This window comes from Spirosoma sordidisoli (assembly GCF_004138325.1).
Classification (GTDB): domain Bacteria; phylum Bacteroidota; class Bacteroidia; order Cytophagales; family Spirosomataceae; genus Spirosoma; species Spirosoma sordidisoli.
Genome location: NZ_SBLB01000001.1, coordinates 1,162,975 through 1,177,585, shown reverse-complemented (window position 1 = coordinate 1,177,585; position 14,611 = coordinate 1,162,975). Strand labels below are relative to the sequence as shown.

Annotated in this window: 11 protein-coding genes; 9 read left to right on the top strand and 2 right to left on the bottom strand. The window is 57.2% G+C overall.

Going from position 1 to position 14,611, the window contains the following annotated elements; genetic code table 11:
* The first annotated feature begins 42 nt into the window (after positions 1-42).
* The 8 genes from EQG79_RS05110 (at position 43) to EQG79_RS05075 (ending at position 10,739) form a co-directional block, all read left to right on the top strand.
* The gene (locus EQG79_RS05110) at positions 43-1,152 is read left to right on the top strand and encodes a Gfo/Idh/MocA family protein (RefSeq protein WP_129600396.1); all 1,110 of its coding nucleotides are present in this window, start codon (positions 43-45) and stop codon (positions 1,150-1,152) included.
* 109 nt (positions 1,153-1,261) lie between these two features.
* Positions 1,262-5,080, top strand: a complete 3,819-nt coding sequence (locus tag EQG79_RS05105) for a PVC-type heme-binding CxxCH protein (protein ID WP_129600394.1) — start codon at positions 1,262-1,264, stop codon at positions 5,078-5,080.
* Between the two features lie 91 nt (positions 5,081-5,171).
* Complete coding sequence (locus EQG79_RS05100) at positions 5,172-6,695, top strand: arginine deiminase family protein (RefSeq protein WP_077919176.1); 1,524 nt, start codon at positions 5,172-5,174, stop codon at positions 6,693-6,695.
* A 266-nt stretch (positions 6,696-6,961) separates the two neighbouring features.
* Complete coding sequence (gene ctlX / locus EQG79_RS05095; RefSeq protein WP_129600392.1) at positions 6,962-7,891, top strand: citrulline utilization hydrolase CtlX; 930 nt, start codon at positions 6,962-6,964, stop codon at positions 7,889-7,891.
* A gap of 113 nt (positions 7,892-8,004) precedes the next feature.
* Positions 8,005-8,469 carry a MarR family winged helix-turn-helix transcriptional regulator gene (locus EQG79_RS05090; RefSeq protein ID WP_077919174.1) on the top strand — a complete coding sequence of 155 codons (465 nt, stop codon included), beginning with the start codon at positions 8,005-8,007 and terminating at the stop codon, positions 8,467-8,469.
* Between the two features lie 51 nt (positions 8,470-8,520).
* Positions 8,521-8,730, top strand: a complete 210-nt coding sequence (locus tag EQG79_RS05085) for a hypothetical protein (protein WP_077919173.1) — start codon at positions 8,521-8,523, stop codon at positions 8,728-8,730.
* Positions 8,731-8,807: 77 nt separating this feature from the next.
* Positions 8,808-9,695, top strand: coding sequence for an NmrA family NAD(P)-binding protein (locus EQG79_RS05080; RefSeq protein ID WP_077919172.1), 888 nt, complete (start codon positions 8,808-8,810; stop codon positions 9,693-9,695).
* 204 nt (positions 9,696-9,899) lie between these two features.
* The gene (locus EQG79_RS05075; RefSeq protein WP_236648553.1) at positions 9,900-10,739 is read left to right on the top strand and encodes an SDR family NAD(P)-dependent oxidoreductase; all 840 of its coding nucleotides are present in this window, start codon (positions 9,900-9,902) and stop codon (positions 10,737-10,739) included.
* Between the two features lie 69 nt (positions 10,740-10,808).
* Here the strand turns inward: EQG79_RS05075 and EQG79_RS05070 are convergent, their stop codons facing one another.
* Positions 10,809-11,864, bottom strand: a complete 1,056-nt coding sequence (locus EQG79_RS05070; RefSeq protein ID WP_077919170.1) for a porin family protein — start codon at positions 11,862-11,864, stop codon at positions 10,809-10,811.
* Between the two features lie 143 nt (positions 11,865-12,007).
* On the opposite strand from EQG79_RS05070, the gene EQG79_RS05065 reads away from it, so the two are divergent.
* A complete protein-coding gene (locus EQG79_RS05065) occupies positions 12,008-12,721 on the top strand; it encodes an SDR family oxidoreductase (protein WP_077919169.1) in 714 nt (237 codons plus the stop codon).
* 175 nt (positions 12,722-12,896) lie between these two features.
* Here the strand turns inward: EQG79_RS05065 and EQG79_RS05060 are convergent, their stop codons facing one another.
* A complete protein-coding gene (locus EQG79_RS05060) occupies positions 12,897-14,567 on the bottom strand; it encodes a S8 family peptidase (RefSeq protein ID WP_240699277.1) in 1,671 nt (556 codons plus the stop codon).
* Between the last annotated feature and the right edge of the window lie 44 nt (positions 14,568-14,611).

Sequence of the window (14,611 nt, the reverse complement as noted above, 5' to 3'; positions counted from 1 at the left end):
CAGCGTGCTGATTCACTCATTTGCCTTTTCACGCATTACTTTATGAAACTGAACATTGCTATTGTTGGCCTCGGTTTTGGGGCTGAATTTATCCCGATCTACCAGCGGCATCCCAACACCACGATGTACGCCATCTGCCAGCGTAATGTTGAGAATCTCAACAAAATCGGCGATGCGTTCGGGATCGAAAAGCGGTACACCAGTTATGATGAACTGCTGGCTGATCCGGCCGTTGACGCTGTTCACATCAACTCGCCCATTCCGAACCATGCCGAGCAGAGCCTGAAAGCGCTGCGGGCGGGCAAACACGTAGCCTGTACCGTACCGATGGCCACCACGGTAGAAGAGTGTGCCGAGATTGTGAAGGCCTGCCAGGAATCGGGTAAGAAATATATGATGATGGAGACCGTAGTGTACAGCCGCGAGTTTCTCTACGTCAAAGAACTGCACGAAAAAGGGGAGCTGGGCAAAGTGCAGTTCCTGAAAGCCAGCCACCAGCAGGATATGGACGGCTGGCCCGACTACTGGCCGGGTCTGCCCCCCATGCATTACGCCACCCATTGCGTTGGGCCGGTAGCCGGTCTGCTGCGGCTCCAGGCCGATTATGTGTCGTGCTTCGGGTCGGGGACTATTCGCGAAGAGCTGGCCTCTATCCATAACTCACCCTTTGCGGTTGAGTCGGCGCATATCAAGTTTAAAGACAGTGATCTGTCGGCTTACGTATACCGGTCGCTTTTTGACGTGGCCCGGCAATACCGGGAAAGTTTTGAGGTCTACGGCGATAAGAAATCGTTTGAGTGGCAACTGATTGAAGATGAGCAGCCGGTGGTACATACGGCCAAGAAACCGGAACCGGAAATTCCTGAAAAGGTAACCGTGCCCGACTACGCGCATCTGCTGCCGGAACCCATTCAGCGGTTTACGACGAAGGGCGTCTATGATGCTGACGAAACCCAGCACCTGTCGTTCACGCAGGGTGGGGGCCACGGTGGTTCCCATCCGCACATGGTCCATGAGTTTGTGTCGGCCATCGTGGAGGATCGCGACCCGTTCCCCAATGCGGCACAGTCGGCAAACTGGACAAGCGTTGGTATCCTGGCGCATGAGTCGGCTCTGCGGGGCGGAGAGATCATAAAGCTGCCGGATTTTTAGCGGTTCCGGACCGGGCGGGTACCAGTAGTGTCGATGCGCCGGCTTCGGAAATGAATAGTATGTCCTCTATCGCCGAAGCCGGAACTTCGGCACTACATGAACATCAATGATGTATCGTACCTACTCTCTTATTGGTCTGCTGCTGACGGCTATTGTCCTAACCCAGTGTACCCGCCAGTCGACCACACAGACTACCGTTCGGTCGGAAGCCGCCAAACCCCGGCGCACCGAGATTCTGTTTCTGGGCGATAACGGCCACCACAAACCCCGCGAGCGCGTGGCGCAACTCATGGCTGCCCTGGGTAATCGCGGCATCAATATTACCTATACCGATCGGCTGGCCGACCTGAATACCGACAACCTCAACCAGTACGACGGGCTGCTGATCTTCGCCAACTGGGACAGCCTGCCCAAACCGCAGGAAAAAGCCCTGCTGGATTACGTGTCGGCGGGCCACGGGGTCATTCCGGTTCACTGCGCGTCGTACTGCTTCCGCAACTCGTCCGAATACGTCGACAAAGTGGTTGGCGGGCAGTTCTGGCGACATCGGATGGATACCATCCAGACGCGGTTCACCCAACCCAACAGCCCCATTACGGCTGGTTTGCCTTCGTTCAAGGCTTACGACGAAACCTACCTGCATACGCACTTGCAGGCCGATAACAACGTGCTGGCCGTTCGCGATATTAAAGCCGACCAGGCTAAAGACAAGCCGGGGGTAGCCGAAGAACCGTATACCTGGACCCGCTCGTACGGCAAGGGACGGGTATTCTACACGGCCTATGGACACGACGAGCGCACCTGGGGGCAGCCGGGTTTTCAGGCGCTGCTGGAACGAGGTATCCTCTGGGCCGTGGGTGATGCGGTTAAGCAGCAGCATGACGCCCTCAACCCGCAGCCCTTTGCCTACGGCGAAGCCAAACTACCGAACTACGAAAAACGGCCTGGCCCTCAACTGCGGCAGGAACCCCTCTCGCCCGAGGAGTCGATGAAACACATTCAGGTACCGGTTGGCTTTTCGCTGGACCTGTTCGCCCACGAGCCGAACGTGATGCACCCCATTGCCCTGGCCTGGGATGAGCGGGGCCGGCTGTTTGCCCTGATCACGAAAGATTATCCCAACGAACGCAAAGCCGAAGGAACCGGCTCCGACTACATCGTCATCTGCGAAGATACCAACGGCGATGGCAAGGCCGACAAGTTCACCAACTTCGCCGAGGGGCTGAACATCCCCACCGGTATGACCTTCGCCAACGGCGGCCTGTACGTGGCGCAGGCTCCGCATATGCTGTTTTTGCAGGATACCAACGGCGACGACAAGGCCGACGTGAAGAAAATCGTTTTTACCGGCTTCGGTACGTTCGATACCCATGCCGGTCCAAGCAACCTCCACTATGGATTCGATAACTGGATCTGGGGCAGTGTTGGTTACTCCGGCTTCAAAGGGGTTGTCGGCAACAGCAAAGATTCGCTTCGCTTCTCGCAGGGCTTTTTCCGGTTCAAACCCGACGGTTCAGCGCTCGAATACGTAACGGCCACCTCCAACAACACCTGGGGTATGGCGTTCAACGAAACGGGCGATGTTTTCGGCAGTACGGCCAATAACGCACACGGCTGGTACGCGCCCATTCCGAATCGCTATTTTTCGGGCGGGCCGCACCTGCGGGAGAACGGGAGCCGCGGTACCGATACCCACAAAGACATGAAGCCGATTACCGAGCGCGTTCGGCAGGTCGACGTGTTTGGCGGGTTTACGGCGGCTGCCGGTCATAACGTCTACACGGCGCGTTCGTTTCCGGCTTCGTACTGGAACAAGGTCGCGTTCGTGTGCGAACCAACGGGGCATATCGTTCACCAGAATGTGCTGAAGAAAACCGGTACCGACTACGAAGATGCCGAAGCGGCCGGCGTAGGGTTCAACCTGATGGCTGGTGCCGACGAGTGGTTCGCGCCTGTATTTGCCGAAGTCGGCCCCGATGGTGCCGTATGGGTAGTAGACTGGTACAGCTTCATTATTCAGCACAACCCCACACCCAAAGGCTTCGAAAATGGAAAGGGAAATGCGTACGAAACCAATCTGCGCGATTTCACCCACGGCCGTATCTACCGCGTAGGCTATAAGGGCGCCAAGCCCTATACCGCCATGTCGCTCAGCAAAGACCGGCCCGCCGAACTGATTGCCGCGCTGAAAAACGATAATATGTTCTGGCGCCAGACCGCCCAGCGCCTGTTGATCGAGCGGAACAACAAAGACGTTGTTCCCCAGCTGATTGCGCTGGTCAACGATTCGTCGGTCGATGAGATCGGCAACAACCCGGCTGCTATTCACGCGCTCTGGACCCTGCATGGCCTGGGCGAAATAAACGCTGCCAATCAGCCCGTCATGGCCGCGCTAACGTCGGCGCTGAAGCATGAGTCATCGGGCGTACGCAAAACCGTAGTACAGGTCATGCCCCGCACGGCTGAGTCGGCCGCTATGCTGGTGCAGGCCGGTGCGCTCAACGACAAAGAACCGCTGGTGGTGCTGAACAGCCTCCTGGCCCTGTCAGAGATGCCGGGTAGCGCGGCTACGCAGCAGGCTATTCTGGCCCGGCTGGGTTCGGCCCGGGAGGTAACGGACCGCTGGTTGCCCGATGCGTTTGCGCTGGCACTGACAACCAACAAAGGACAACTGCTGAAGACGTATCTGAAACAGGTGTCGGCAAACGCACCGACCCAGCCCAGTACGGCGCCAGCCGATCAGCACCACAATCATACCGGCGCCAGACAGGGTGGTGGCCCCAGCGCGCCCGAAGAGATGCCCCGGCGGGCCATTGCGCAGTCGAAAAACAACAAGCCTGACCTAGTCATTGCCGCTGTTCGGTCAACGCCCCAGTCGCCCGAGTTGCGGCAGAGTGCCAAGATCGAAGTTGACGTGATGAACGCAGGCGATGTGGCCATACCGGCCGGAACGCCGATCCCGATGTCGGTTCGGATCGAAGGACCGGTTGGGGCCGACGAGCCCGCCCGGCTTGATTACGTCAGCGTATCGCACACAACCGGCATCAAGCCCGGCGAGACGGTAACCATCAGTAAAGGCAACAACGGCCCCTGGAACACCGAGTTCTGGATGAATTTTGAACGGGCCGGCCAGTACAACGTAACGGTCATGCTCGATCGGGAGAACAAAATCGCGGAGGATAACGAGCAGAATAACAACACCGTATATAAGGTGACCTACCGGGCGCCCCAGGACATGAGTGCTTATGTACTGGAGCGGGCCAGCCGTAGCTATGCATCCGCTCAGCCCATCGATTCGGTTGTGGCGCTGCTCAAAACCGCTCAGAAGATTGGTTCGGCCCACGGGCAGGCCATCATCAAAGGCGTAGCCGAAGGCTGGAACCCGCGGCAGAAAGCGCAGGTTGCCGACGCCGACAAATCGTTTCTGGCCAGCCTGAGCAATACCGTTTCGCCCGACATCAAGGAGCGGCTCGGCCGGTTATACGAAGCCTGGGGCGTGGCCTCGGCCGAACCCGTCGACCCAAACGTGGAGATCGTGCGGCTCAAAACCGTGCGGGAAGAGATGCGGTACGACAAAAAGACGTTTACCGTAACGGCGGGTAAGTCGGTCGAGATCGTACTCGAAAATCCGGATGCCATGCAGCACAACCTGGTCATTGGCAAGCAGAAAACCATGGATGCGATCGGTGCGGCTGCTGACAAGATGATCACGGCCAAAGATGGCGCCGAAAAGAACTACGTGCCCGCCATACCGCAGGTCATTGCCGCTACGCCACTGGTCAACCCGGACCAGACGTACCGGCTCAAGTTTACGGCCCCTGCCCAGCCCGGCGATTATCCGTTTGTCTGCACGTTCCCGGGCCACTGGCGGCTGATGAACGGGGTGATGAAGGTAGTGGCGGGTAAGCCCGCTACGGCTACCCGGTAACCCAGAAACGAAGACACCGTTCGTTTTCAGCGGTCAAAGCTGTACATTGCAAACCGGCAGGTCTGTCCTAAAGCAGGCTTGCCGGTTTTGCATGAAAAACGAGAAACAAAACCACGAAAGCGATACGCTGCTGTCAGAACAGCCCGTTGCTGCCGTCACCTCGCCTGCCCAGACACCGCTTGCCACCATTAACGTTTCGTCAGAAATAGGGACGCTCAAGCGGCTGCTCATTCACAGCCCCGACCGTGGACTGGGTAAAGTAGTACCGTCGAAGGCGCAGGACTGGCTCTTCGAGGATATCGTTCATCTGGACATGATGCGCCGGGATGAGTACGATTACTACGTGAAGATTCTGTTATATTTTCTGGACCCTGATAAAGTAAGCGGCCGCATAGCCAGCCTGGGTCCCGACTCGGATCGTAACTTCTTCAAACCCGACCATCCGGCCTACTTCCGCTCCGATAAGGTCATCGATATACAGTGTCTGCTATCCGATATTCTGGCCGACGAGGCCATCCGAACCCGGCTGATCGCGGCTATATGCGGCATCGAACGAACGGCGTTCCGGACCCAGCAGCTGCTCAACCAGTTCGATGCGGTCGAGCTGGCCAAGATCATGATCTCGGGATCGCTGCCCGACCAGACCATGCTGTTCTCGCCCCTGCCTAACTTCATCTTTACGCGCGATATCGGCATTGTCATCAACGACCATATTCTGCTGAACAAACCCGCCAAGCTGGCCCGGACCCGCGAGGCTTTACTGGCGCAGTATATCTTTTTCAATCACCCCATCTTTGCCAGTTACCAGGATAAAATCATCGAAATTCCGGATAACGAGCACGCCTTCCTGCTGCCCGATGCCGACGTAAACAGCGACGTTACCCGATCAACGCTCGAAGGGGGCGATGTGATGATGATTGCCAAACGACACCTGATGATCGGCGTCAGCGAACGAACCACCCTGTACGCGGCTCAGCAGGTGATGCGGCTGGTGTTCAGCAAGAACCTGGTCGATACCGTAACGATCATCAAGATTCCGAAGAAACGCGACTACATGCACATCGACACCGTATTTACGCAGGTGAAACGCAATGTGTGGGTGCTGCTGGGCTCGCTGGCCCGCACCGGCGATGAGGCCAAGAAACGGGATGTGCTGCACTTTTTCTCGCCCAAAGACCTGTCTGAAGAACTGAAAATACTGCAGTTTATTAAAGGACTGGAACATAAGCCGATCGAGATCGACAACCTCGAAGACCTGCTGGCCGACATCAGTAAGAATGATCTGGGCGCTGCAGAACCGGTACGGTTCATCTATTCGGGCAATAACGAATTTCCGTTCGGAGCTCGGGAGCAGTGGACCGACTCCTGCAACCTGCTGGCGTTGAAGGATGGGGTAGTGGTGGGCTACGACCGCAACCAGAAAACGGCCGAAGCGTTCCGGGAAGCTGGGTTCGACGTTATTGAAGCGGCCCGACTACTCGATCGGTTCGAACGGGGCGAGTCGTCGCCGGCCACCATTCAGAATACCTTCATTATGCTGCCTTCGGCCGAGCTGAGCCGGGCACGCGGGGGTTCCCACTGCATGAGCCTGCCGCTGCTCCGGGAAGAGGTCTAAACCCAATCGGGCCGTCGCCGGGCCTGAACGGGTAAATTACCCTGTTAGCTGGTTGTCAACTAAACAGCCGTCAGCCAGTTAGCCAGCCTGTCGGCCGCTTTCGATCGGTAGAACCCGATTCGGAAGGCGGCCGACAGACTTTATGAATGCACCCGGATCGCCAAAAATCATTGGCAAAATGACATTGAGGTGCTAATTTGCCGGAGGTTTGGCGATGGCTGACCCGCTCCACTCACACGACAAACGACCTTTACTCTACTTCTTTTATGCAATCGCAAGCTACCTCCCGTATTCTCATGATTCGTCCGGTTCGCTTTGGCTTCAACGCCGAAACGGCTGAGTCCAATGCGTTTCAGGATATTAAACTGGCTGCGCAGACAAAAGACGTAGCTCAGGAAGATGCCCGTCGGGAGTTCGACGAAATGGCGCGCCAGCTCCAGGCTGTCGGGGTGGATGTGATGGTGTACGACGACACCACTGAGCCCTATACCCCGGACTCTATTTTTCCGAACAACTGGGTATCACTGCACGCCAGCGGAACGGTGGTCTTGTACCCGATGCAGGCCGAAAACCGGCGGCTCGAACGCCGTCCGGATATTATAAACGATCTGGCCGAGCGCTTTCACGTAGCCAAGGTGGTTGACCTGACGCACTTCGAGCAGGAAGGCAAGTTTCTCGAAGGAACGGGTAGTATGGTGCTGGACCGGATGAACAAGGTGGCCTTTGCATGCCTGTCGCCCCGCACGCATCCCGATGTGCTGGCTGAGTTTTCGCGGCAGACCGGCTACCGTATTGTCTCCTTCCGTGCGGCCGACGCCGGCGGAAAAGCGGTTTACCATACCAATGTGCTGATGTGCATTGCCGATACGTTCGCGGTCGTTTGTTTGTCGGCCATTACCGACCCCGACGAGCGGCTGATGGTACGTCAGGAGCTGGAGTGGCTAAACAAGCGGATCATCGATATTTCGCTGGAGCAGATGGCCAGCTTTGCGGGTAATATGCTGATGGTACTGACGCAAAAAGGACAAAAGTTACTGGTCATGTCGACCCGGGCTCATGCGTCGCTTACGGCCAAGCAGATTGACTTGCTGGACGATTACGCCACACTGGTTCATTTCGATCTACCCATCATCGAAGGCAACGGGGGCGGTTCGGCCCGCTGCATGATGGCCGAAGTTCACCTGCCTCTGCGGTAGAGCCCGCACCGGCGACCCTTCGCATCTCGATTATCTCTACGTAAAAAAACCATTCGTTGCTTGCACATACAAATATAATTACCTACCTTTGTTGTGTCAATATGAGAAGCGAGATGATTAACGAAATAGAGACCCCTGCCGTTGCCGGACAGAAAGACAATCGCTACAGCGCCTGTCTGTTGTTCTCGGCAAACGCCCTGGCCCGGGCCATCACCGCCATCGGTGATGAAGAGTTCGGCCGGATCGGGTTGTCGTATTCGTACGCTTACCTGCTCTGCGAAGTGGTCGACCAGCCTGGTGTCACCCCATCAAAATTGAGCGAAACGCTTTTCCTGACGCCGTCGACCATTACCCGGCTGGTAGAGAAACTGGAGCTGAAGCAACTGGTCCGGCGGGAGTCGGAGGGGAAGAAAACGCTGATCTACCCGACCGAAGCCGGCGAAGCGTTACGCCCCGCGATTGCCGAAGCCTGGGGGCGGGTTGGCGCCCGGTACTCCAGTGCCATTGGTCCTGACGACGTGTGCCAGTTGACCCAGCAGGTTTTTAAAGCTGCCCGGTCACTCGACGATCTGGACTAATATTTTTTTGTTAAATCTATTGTATGTGCAAACAATATAAACTGAACCGCTATGAAAAACGAAGATAACGCCGTCTGCCTGCTGGCTGGCAAAGGTGACGCTACCGCCAAAGACATATGCCGTTCACTGGCCAAAGAAGGAATTTCGGCCGTGGTGAAGCAGAAAGAAAGCGTACCGACCGAAACCGTTGATCCGATCAAACATTGGTCTGGCCAGCCGGGTAAGGACCTGTTCTTTAACGGCTGGAAGCTGATGTTCTGACATACCAGACGGCCAGAATACGCCAGCTGTTTGCTTGCTTAATCCAGTTTTTACCAGATAATTTCTATTAAACCACTATGCACTACGTCATTACCGGCTCGTTAGGTCATACGGGCAAACCAATTACGGAAGGATTGATTAAGGCGGGTCATACCGTTACGGTCGTAACCAGCAAGCCCGAGAATGCAGCCGCTATCGAAGCGCTGGGTGCCCAGGCCGCCGTAGGGAGCGTTACCGACGCTGATTTTCTGAAACAGGCGTTTGCCAGGGCTGACGCGGCCTATCTGCTCATTCCCAGCAACTGGGGCGTTACGGACTGGCGCGCGTTCCAGAACCAGATTGGCGATAACTACATTGAGGCCATCAAAGCCAACGACATCCGGTTTGCGGTATTGCTGAGCAGCATCGGGGCCCACCTGGGTGAGGGAGCCGGCCCGATAGACGGGCTGTATGATATGGAACAAAAACTGGCGGCCGTAACGGGTCTGAACAGTAAGTTCCTGCGTCCGTCCTACTTCATGTACAATCTTTTTGGCATGATCGGTATGGTGAAGGGAGCGGGCATCATGGGCAGCAACTTCGGCGACGAAAAGGTGGTGCTGACCCATACCGACGATATTGCCGCTGTGGCCCTGCAGGAGTTGCTAAACCTGGACTTTACGGGTCAGCAGGTTCGCTACATTGCCGGCGACGAACGGACTGGGCCCGAAATTGCCCGCGTACTGGGCGAAGCCATCGGTAAGCCCGAAACGCCCTGGATTGTGTTCTCCGACGAGCAGAACAAGCAGGGCATGCTGCAGGCAGGTATGAGCGAAGAGGTGGCCAGTCAATACACCTACCTGGGTGAAGCCATGCGAAACGGCAAACTTCAGGAAGATTTCTACGCCAAAAAACCCGCCGAATACGGCGCGGTGAAGCTGGAAGACTTCGCTAAAAATGAGTTTGCTCCCGCTTTCAACGCTTAGGAGCCAACGCCCCTGAAACCCCGAAGCGTCTGGATGATCCGGGCGCTTTTTTCGTTTGCGGGCACTGGCTCCTGTTCTACAGAGACCGGATAAATCCCGAACAGACCGGCAGAATCTGATTCCCGGTCTGAACAAAGACGGCTAACGGAGAGTCAATTAAAGATAGTAGGCACTAGCCCTGCCATCACTTTACCAGAGCATATCGTGAAACAAGCACTTATTACCGGAGCCAACTCCGGACTAGGCCTGGCCACGGCCCGGGCGCTGGCCCAGCGGTCTTTCAACCTTATTTTGCTGTGCCGCAGTGAGCAGAAAGGCCGGGCGGCTCAGGCAGAGGTACAAAAAGCGAATCCAGCCGTGCGGGTCGACCTGGTTACGGCTGATCTGGCTGATCTGAACTCGGTACGACAGGCGGCTGCCCACGTGAAAACGACCTACGATCGTCTCGATGTACTGATCAACAATGCTGGCTATACACCGGCTAAACTGGAGTTTATCGATACCATAGAAAAGTCGTTTTATTCGAGTCACATCGGGCACTTTGTGCTGACGCACCATCTGATGGATCTGCTGAAGACTACCGCTGCCCAGACTGGCGATGTCCGGATACTGAACCTGTCGTCGGCGGCTTACCTCGGTGGTCGAACGGCGCGCTTCTTCCGCCGGATCGATGATCTGTCGCCGACTTTCGCCTACTGTGATGACAAACTGGCCAACCTCCTCCACGCTAAAGAGCTGGCCAAGCGCACGGCTGGTCAGGGCATAACGGCTTACTCGGTTCACCCGGGTGCCGTTCGGACCAATTTTGGGGCCGATACGCCTGGTTTTCTGGGGAAAGTGTTTTCGCTGGCAGGGCCGCTGATGCGCACGGCCGAGAAAGGGGCGCAAACGTCGGTTTTCCTGGCTGCCGCTCCGCTCAAGGCAATTGGAGCGAGCAATAACGGCGGCTATTTTGCCGATAGCCAGCCCAAAAAGGTATATAATCGGGATGCGACCGAGGAGAAAGCCGCCTGGCTTTGGGAGAAGACCATGCCCTTTGTCTGATCACAAAAATGGCGATGACCAGCCAGCCATCGCCATTCCGAAAACCCACTCTATGAGAAACAAAATCGGTTAGCGGCTCCCCAGCGGTACCATGTAGCCGATGGCTGCCTGTGTATATATAGTCTGGGAGTCGGTGTTGAATCCGGCGTCGGTATCGCCCAGCGAGTACAACCCCCGTACCTCTATGGTCAGATGACCAGGCCCGGCTTTCAGCGCTGTGCCGATACCGGCTGCTGCACCGAAACCAAACCGCCCCTCTACGCCATTCAATGACTGGGTTTTGCCGTTGACACTGATGTTGAGTGCGTAGGAAGCATAGGGGCCTACGTTCAGAAAGAACCGGTTGCTGTTCGGAGTGCCGGTCGCAATTTTCAGGAACAGCGGCACCTCAACCTGATCCGCAGCGCCGTTCAGGGTTGTTTCGAGTACTGTACCCTGGCCAATGGTGGCTCTTCCGGCATAGCGGGCGTAATTGATCTCGGGCTGGAACGACAGCGTACCGCGTCCAACGTTGAAAACAATGCCCCCCACAAAACTCACCGTCGGGTCGCCGGCAATGTCCGGATCGAAGTTATACGGGTAGGTAACTCCACCCCGCAGGCCGATCCGTACGCCCGAGTTACTCTCGCTGGATAAGGCCGGACTGGCCGACTCCCGACGCGCAACGGGGCCGGTCGATGCGGAGCCAATAGGTTGGGATGGACGCGTATCGGCTGGTTTGCGTTCGGCCGTCCGGGATGGGTCCGGCCTGGATGGGTCCGGCCTGGATTGGCCCGGTCGGGATAGGCCCGGCTGGGCAATCGGGGCTGAGGTGGTCGAGGGTTTTTTGCTGATGCCGTGGTATTCGTCGTACAGCTCCTGCCGGCGGTTCGGATTGGTGCTGACGGCCGCAGCGGGCGCCGTAGTGGTTGACCGGGTTGCAGTGATGCTGGCCGATGTGGCTTTCGCCGTGGTCGTAACGGTCGTAGCCGATCGGGAAGCCGACGTCGTGGCCGACGTTGACCGGGTCGCCGACGTAGTAGTAGACAGCGGTTTAGTCGTCGATTTCGTAGTTGGACGGGTTTGGGCTATTGACAGACTGACGGTCAGCGCGCTCAGCGTCAAATAGAAGCAAAACGATTTCATTGGCTCGGTAGGAGTGAACTTGCTTGTTGTAAGATTAGTCGCTAAGGTAGTATATTCTGTAACAGCACCGAGGGAACGGTCATCCTTTGAGTCTACGGTCCGCTGCCCGTGAACAATTTGGCGGGTAGCGAAGTACCCATAGTATGAAAACTGAACATCAGCGTACGGCTTTGATTACGGGAGCCAATAAAGGAATTGGTAAAGAAACAGCCCGGCAGCTTGCTCAGCAGGGGTTTGCCGTATTTATCGGGGCTCGTGATATAGCAAAAGGCCGCGAAGCCGCCGAGGAGCTTTGTCAGGAAGGCTACGAAGCAACCTTTATTCAACTCGACGTGACGGATCCGGTCAGTGTCAAAACAGCCTTCGGCACGCTCTCGCAGAAAGCCGATCACCTGGATGTGCTGATCAATAACGCGGGTATCCTGGAAGACCATGGCGAAGATATCGTGAAGCTCAACCCGGAAATGCTCGACCGGACCCTGAAAGCGAACGTGACCGGTCCAATTATGGTCACCCAGGATGCGTTGCCCTATCTGCAGAAGTCACCCAACGGAGGGCGGATCATCAACGTCTCGAGTGGAGCCGGTGCGCTTCAAACAATGAGCACCTATGCCCCGGCGTATAGTATTTCTAAAGCGGCTCTCAATGCGGTTACCCGTCAGTTTGCGGCAGCGCTTCAGGAGCACCGCATCGTTGTCAACTGTGTCGATCCGGGCTGGGTCCAGACAGACATGGGCGGGCCGCACGCCAGTCGTCCCGTCGAGAAAGGTGCCGAAACCATCGTCTGGCTTGCCACCTCAGCGCCTTCTACCGAAACCGGTAAGTTCTGGCACGATAAACACGAAGCCGCTTGGTAAAGATGAGCTGGGTTTCCCGTCACCGTGGTCCGTGAGGACACCGGGACGCGCAGTCGGACCACACTGATAAGCCAATACCATCCGGACGAGTAGTCCGTGGGGACACGGACCACGGTAACGGAGTTAGGTTTCCCGTCAGTGTGGTCTCTGTCCCCACGGTGACGGATACGGTAGCCTATTTCTCCAGGGCCAGCTTTACGGCCTGATACGCGTTGACAATTCCCCCTGACCGGCTTAGGCTGCGGAAAGGAACCAGGGTAGCCGAGCGGCCGGGTTTTCGAACCTGAATGTCGGGGCGGTAGCTGCTCGCCAGCAGAATCTCTTTGACCTGTAGGGCCGTTAATGTCGGGAAATAGGCGCGCAGCAGGGCGGCTACACCGGCCACACAGGGAGCCGACATGCTGGTGCCCGAAAAGCTGGCGTAGCCGCCGTTCGGTACCGTAGACAGTATATCGGTGCCCGGCGCAAACAGGTCGACGGTTTGCGCGCCGTAGTTGGACGACTGGCTGGGGAGATTGGCATCCAGTTGCCAGGTGCTGTTGCCTACCGTGAGTACGTTCTGCGCCAGCTGCCCGTCTGCATACCGGGCCGATGGGTAGGAGGGGAGAGAATCGTAGTTTTCACCGTTGTTTCCGGCCGCGTGTATGATCAGCACATCACGGGCTTCGGCAAAACGAACGGCCGCATCGATCTGCTCCTTGAAGGGCGACAGCCTCTTGCCAAAACTCATGTTGATGACTTTGGCGCCGTTTTCCACGGCGTACCGAATGCCATTCGCAATGTCTTTGTCCCGTTCGTCGCCGTTGGCAGGCACCATCGATACGGGCATAATCCGAACGTTATCCGCGACGCCGTCGATACCCCGTCCGTTGCCGCGCCTGGCGCCGATGATGCCGGCTACGTGGCTGCCGTGCACCGCCAGCTGGTCGGAGCCGGCGAGCCGCATGGTTGGGCTGCCGTAGAAACGCTCGTTCAGGTTTGCCGGATCGTCGCCAACGAGCAGCTGGCGGGCGTTGTAGTCCGGATTGTAGGCAATGAGTGCTTCTCCCCCCACGATCTGCCGGAAGCGTAGCCAGTTCTGACGAACCAGCCGGAGGTAGGTGCCAAACGCGCCGTATTGCGGATTATAGGCGTCGGCCAGTACGTTACGCACCGCAATCGCTACTGAATCGGGAGCCAGATCAACGGCCCGGATGGCCTGCTGGCTTACAGAGGACCCGGGCAGTAGCGGAGCGAGCCGTTCGGCTACCTGCCAGAACCGGGTCGTATCGGTAAACGCCAGCAGTTTGGCCCGGCTGGCCTGATAGCGGGGCAGGTAAAGTCGTTTGGCTGCGCGGTAGGTTTCGTACTGGCGCTGTTGAGCCGGTGGTATCGTGGCTGGGTCGGCGGTGTCGTAGCGACTGCGGAGGAGCAGGTATGTCTGCGTTATTTCGGGTTGGTCGTACTCGTAGGTTTGTCCGTTTGGTCCGCCCATGAAGTTCCAGCCGTTTCGATCGTCCGGGTAGCCGTTCTTGTCGTCGTCGACCTGATTGCCGGCTATTTCGTTGTCGTTGGTCCAGATCACCTCGCGCAGATCTTCGTGCTCGATGTCCACGCCCGAGTCGAGTACGCCCACCACGACCGGTACCGACGGCCTGCCTTTGAGGAGTTCATACGCCCGGTTCAGGCTGATGCCCGCCACAGAGTCGGTCAGCGGGTCGAGGTGCGCCCAGGTACGGGGTGGCTGACCCGGACTGGACAATACATCTTTCCAGCGCGTATTTTTAATAGGCTGCTGGGCGCTGGCCCGGTTGGCTGGCAACAGGCAGAAAAGAGAAACGATAAGCGACAGGGCGCGCAGAATCATGGCAATCGGGACTATCTTTCGACAAAATACGACCTTCCCGGCGG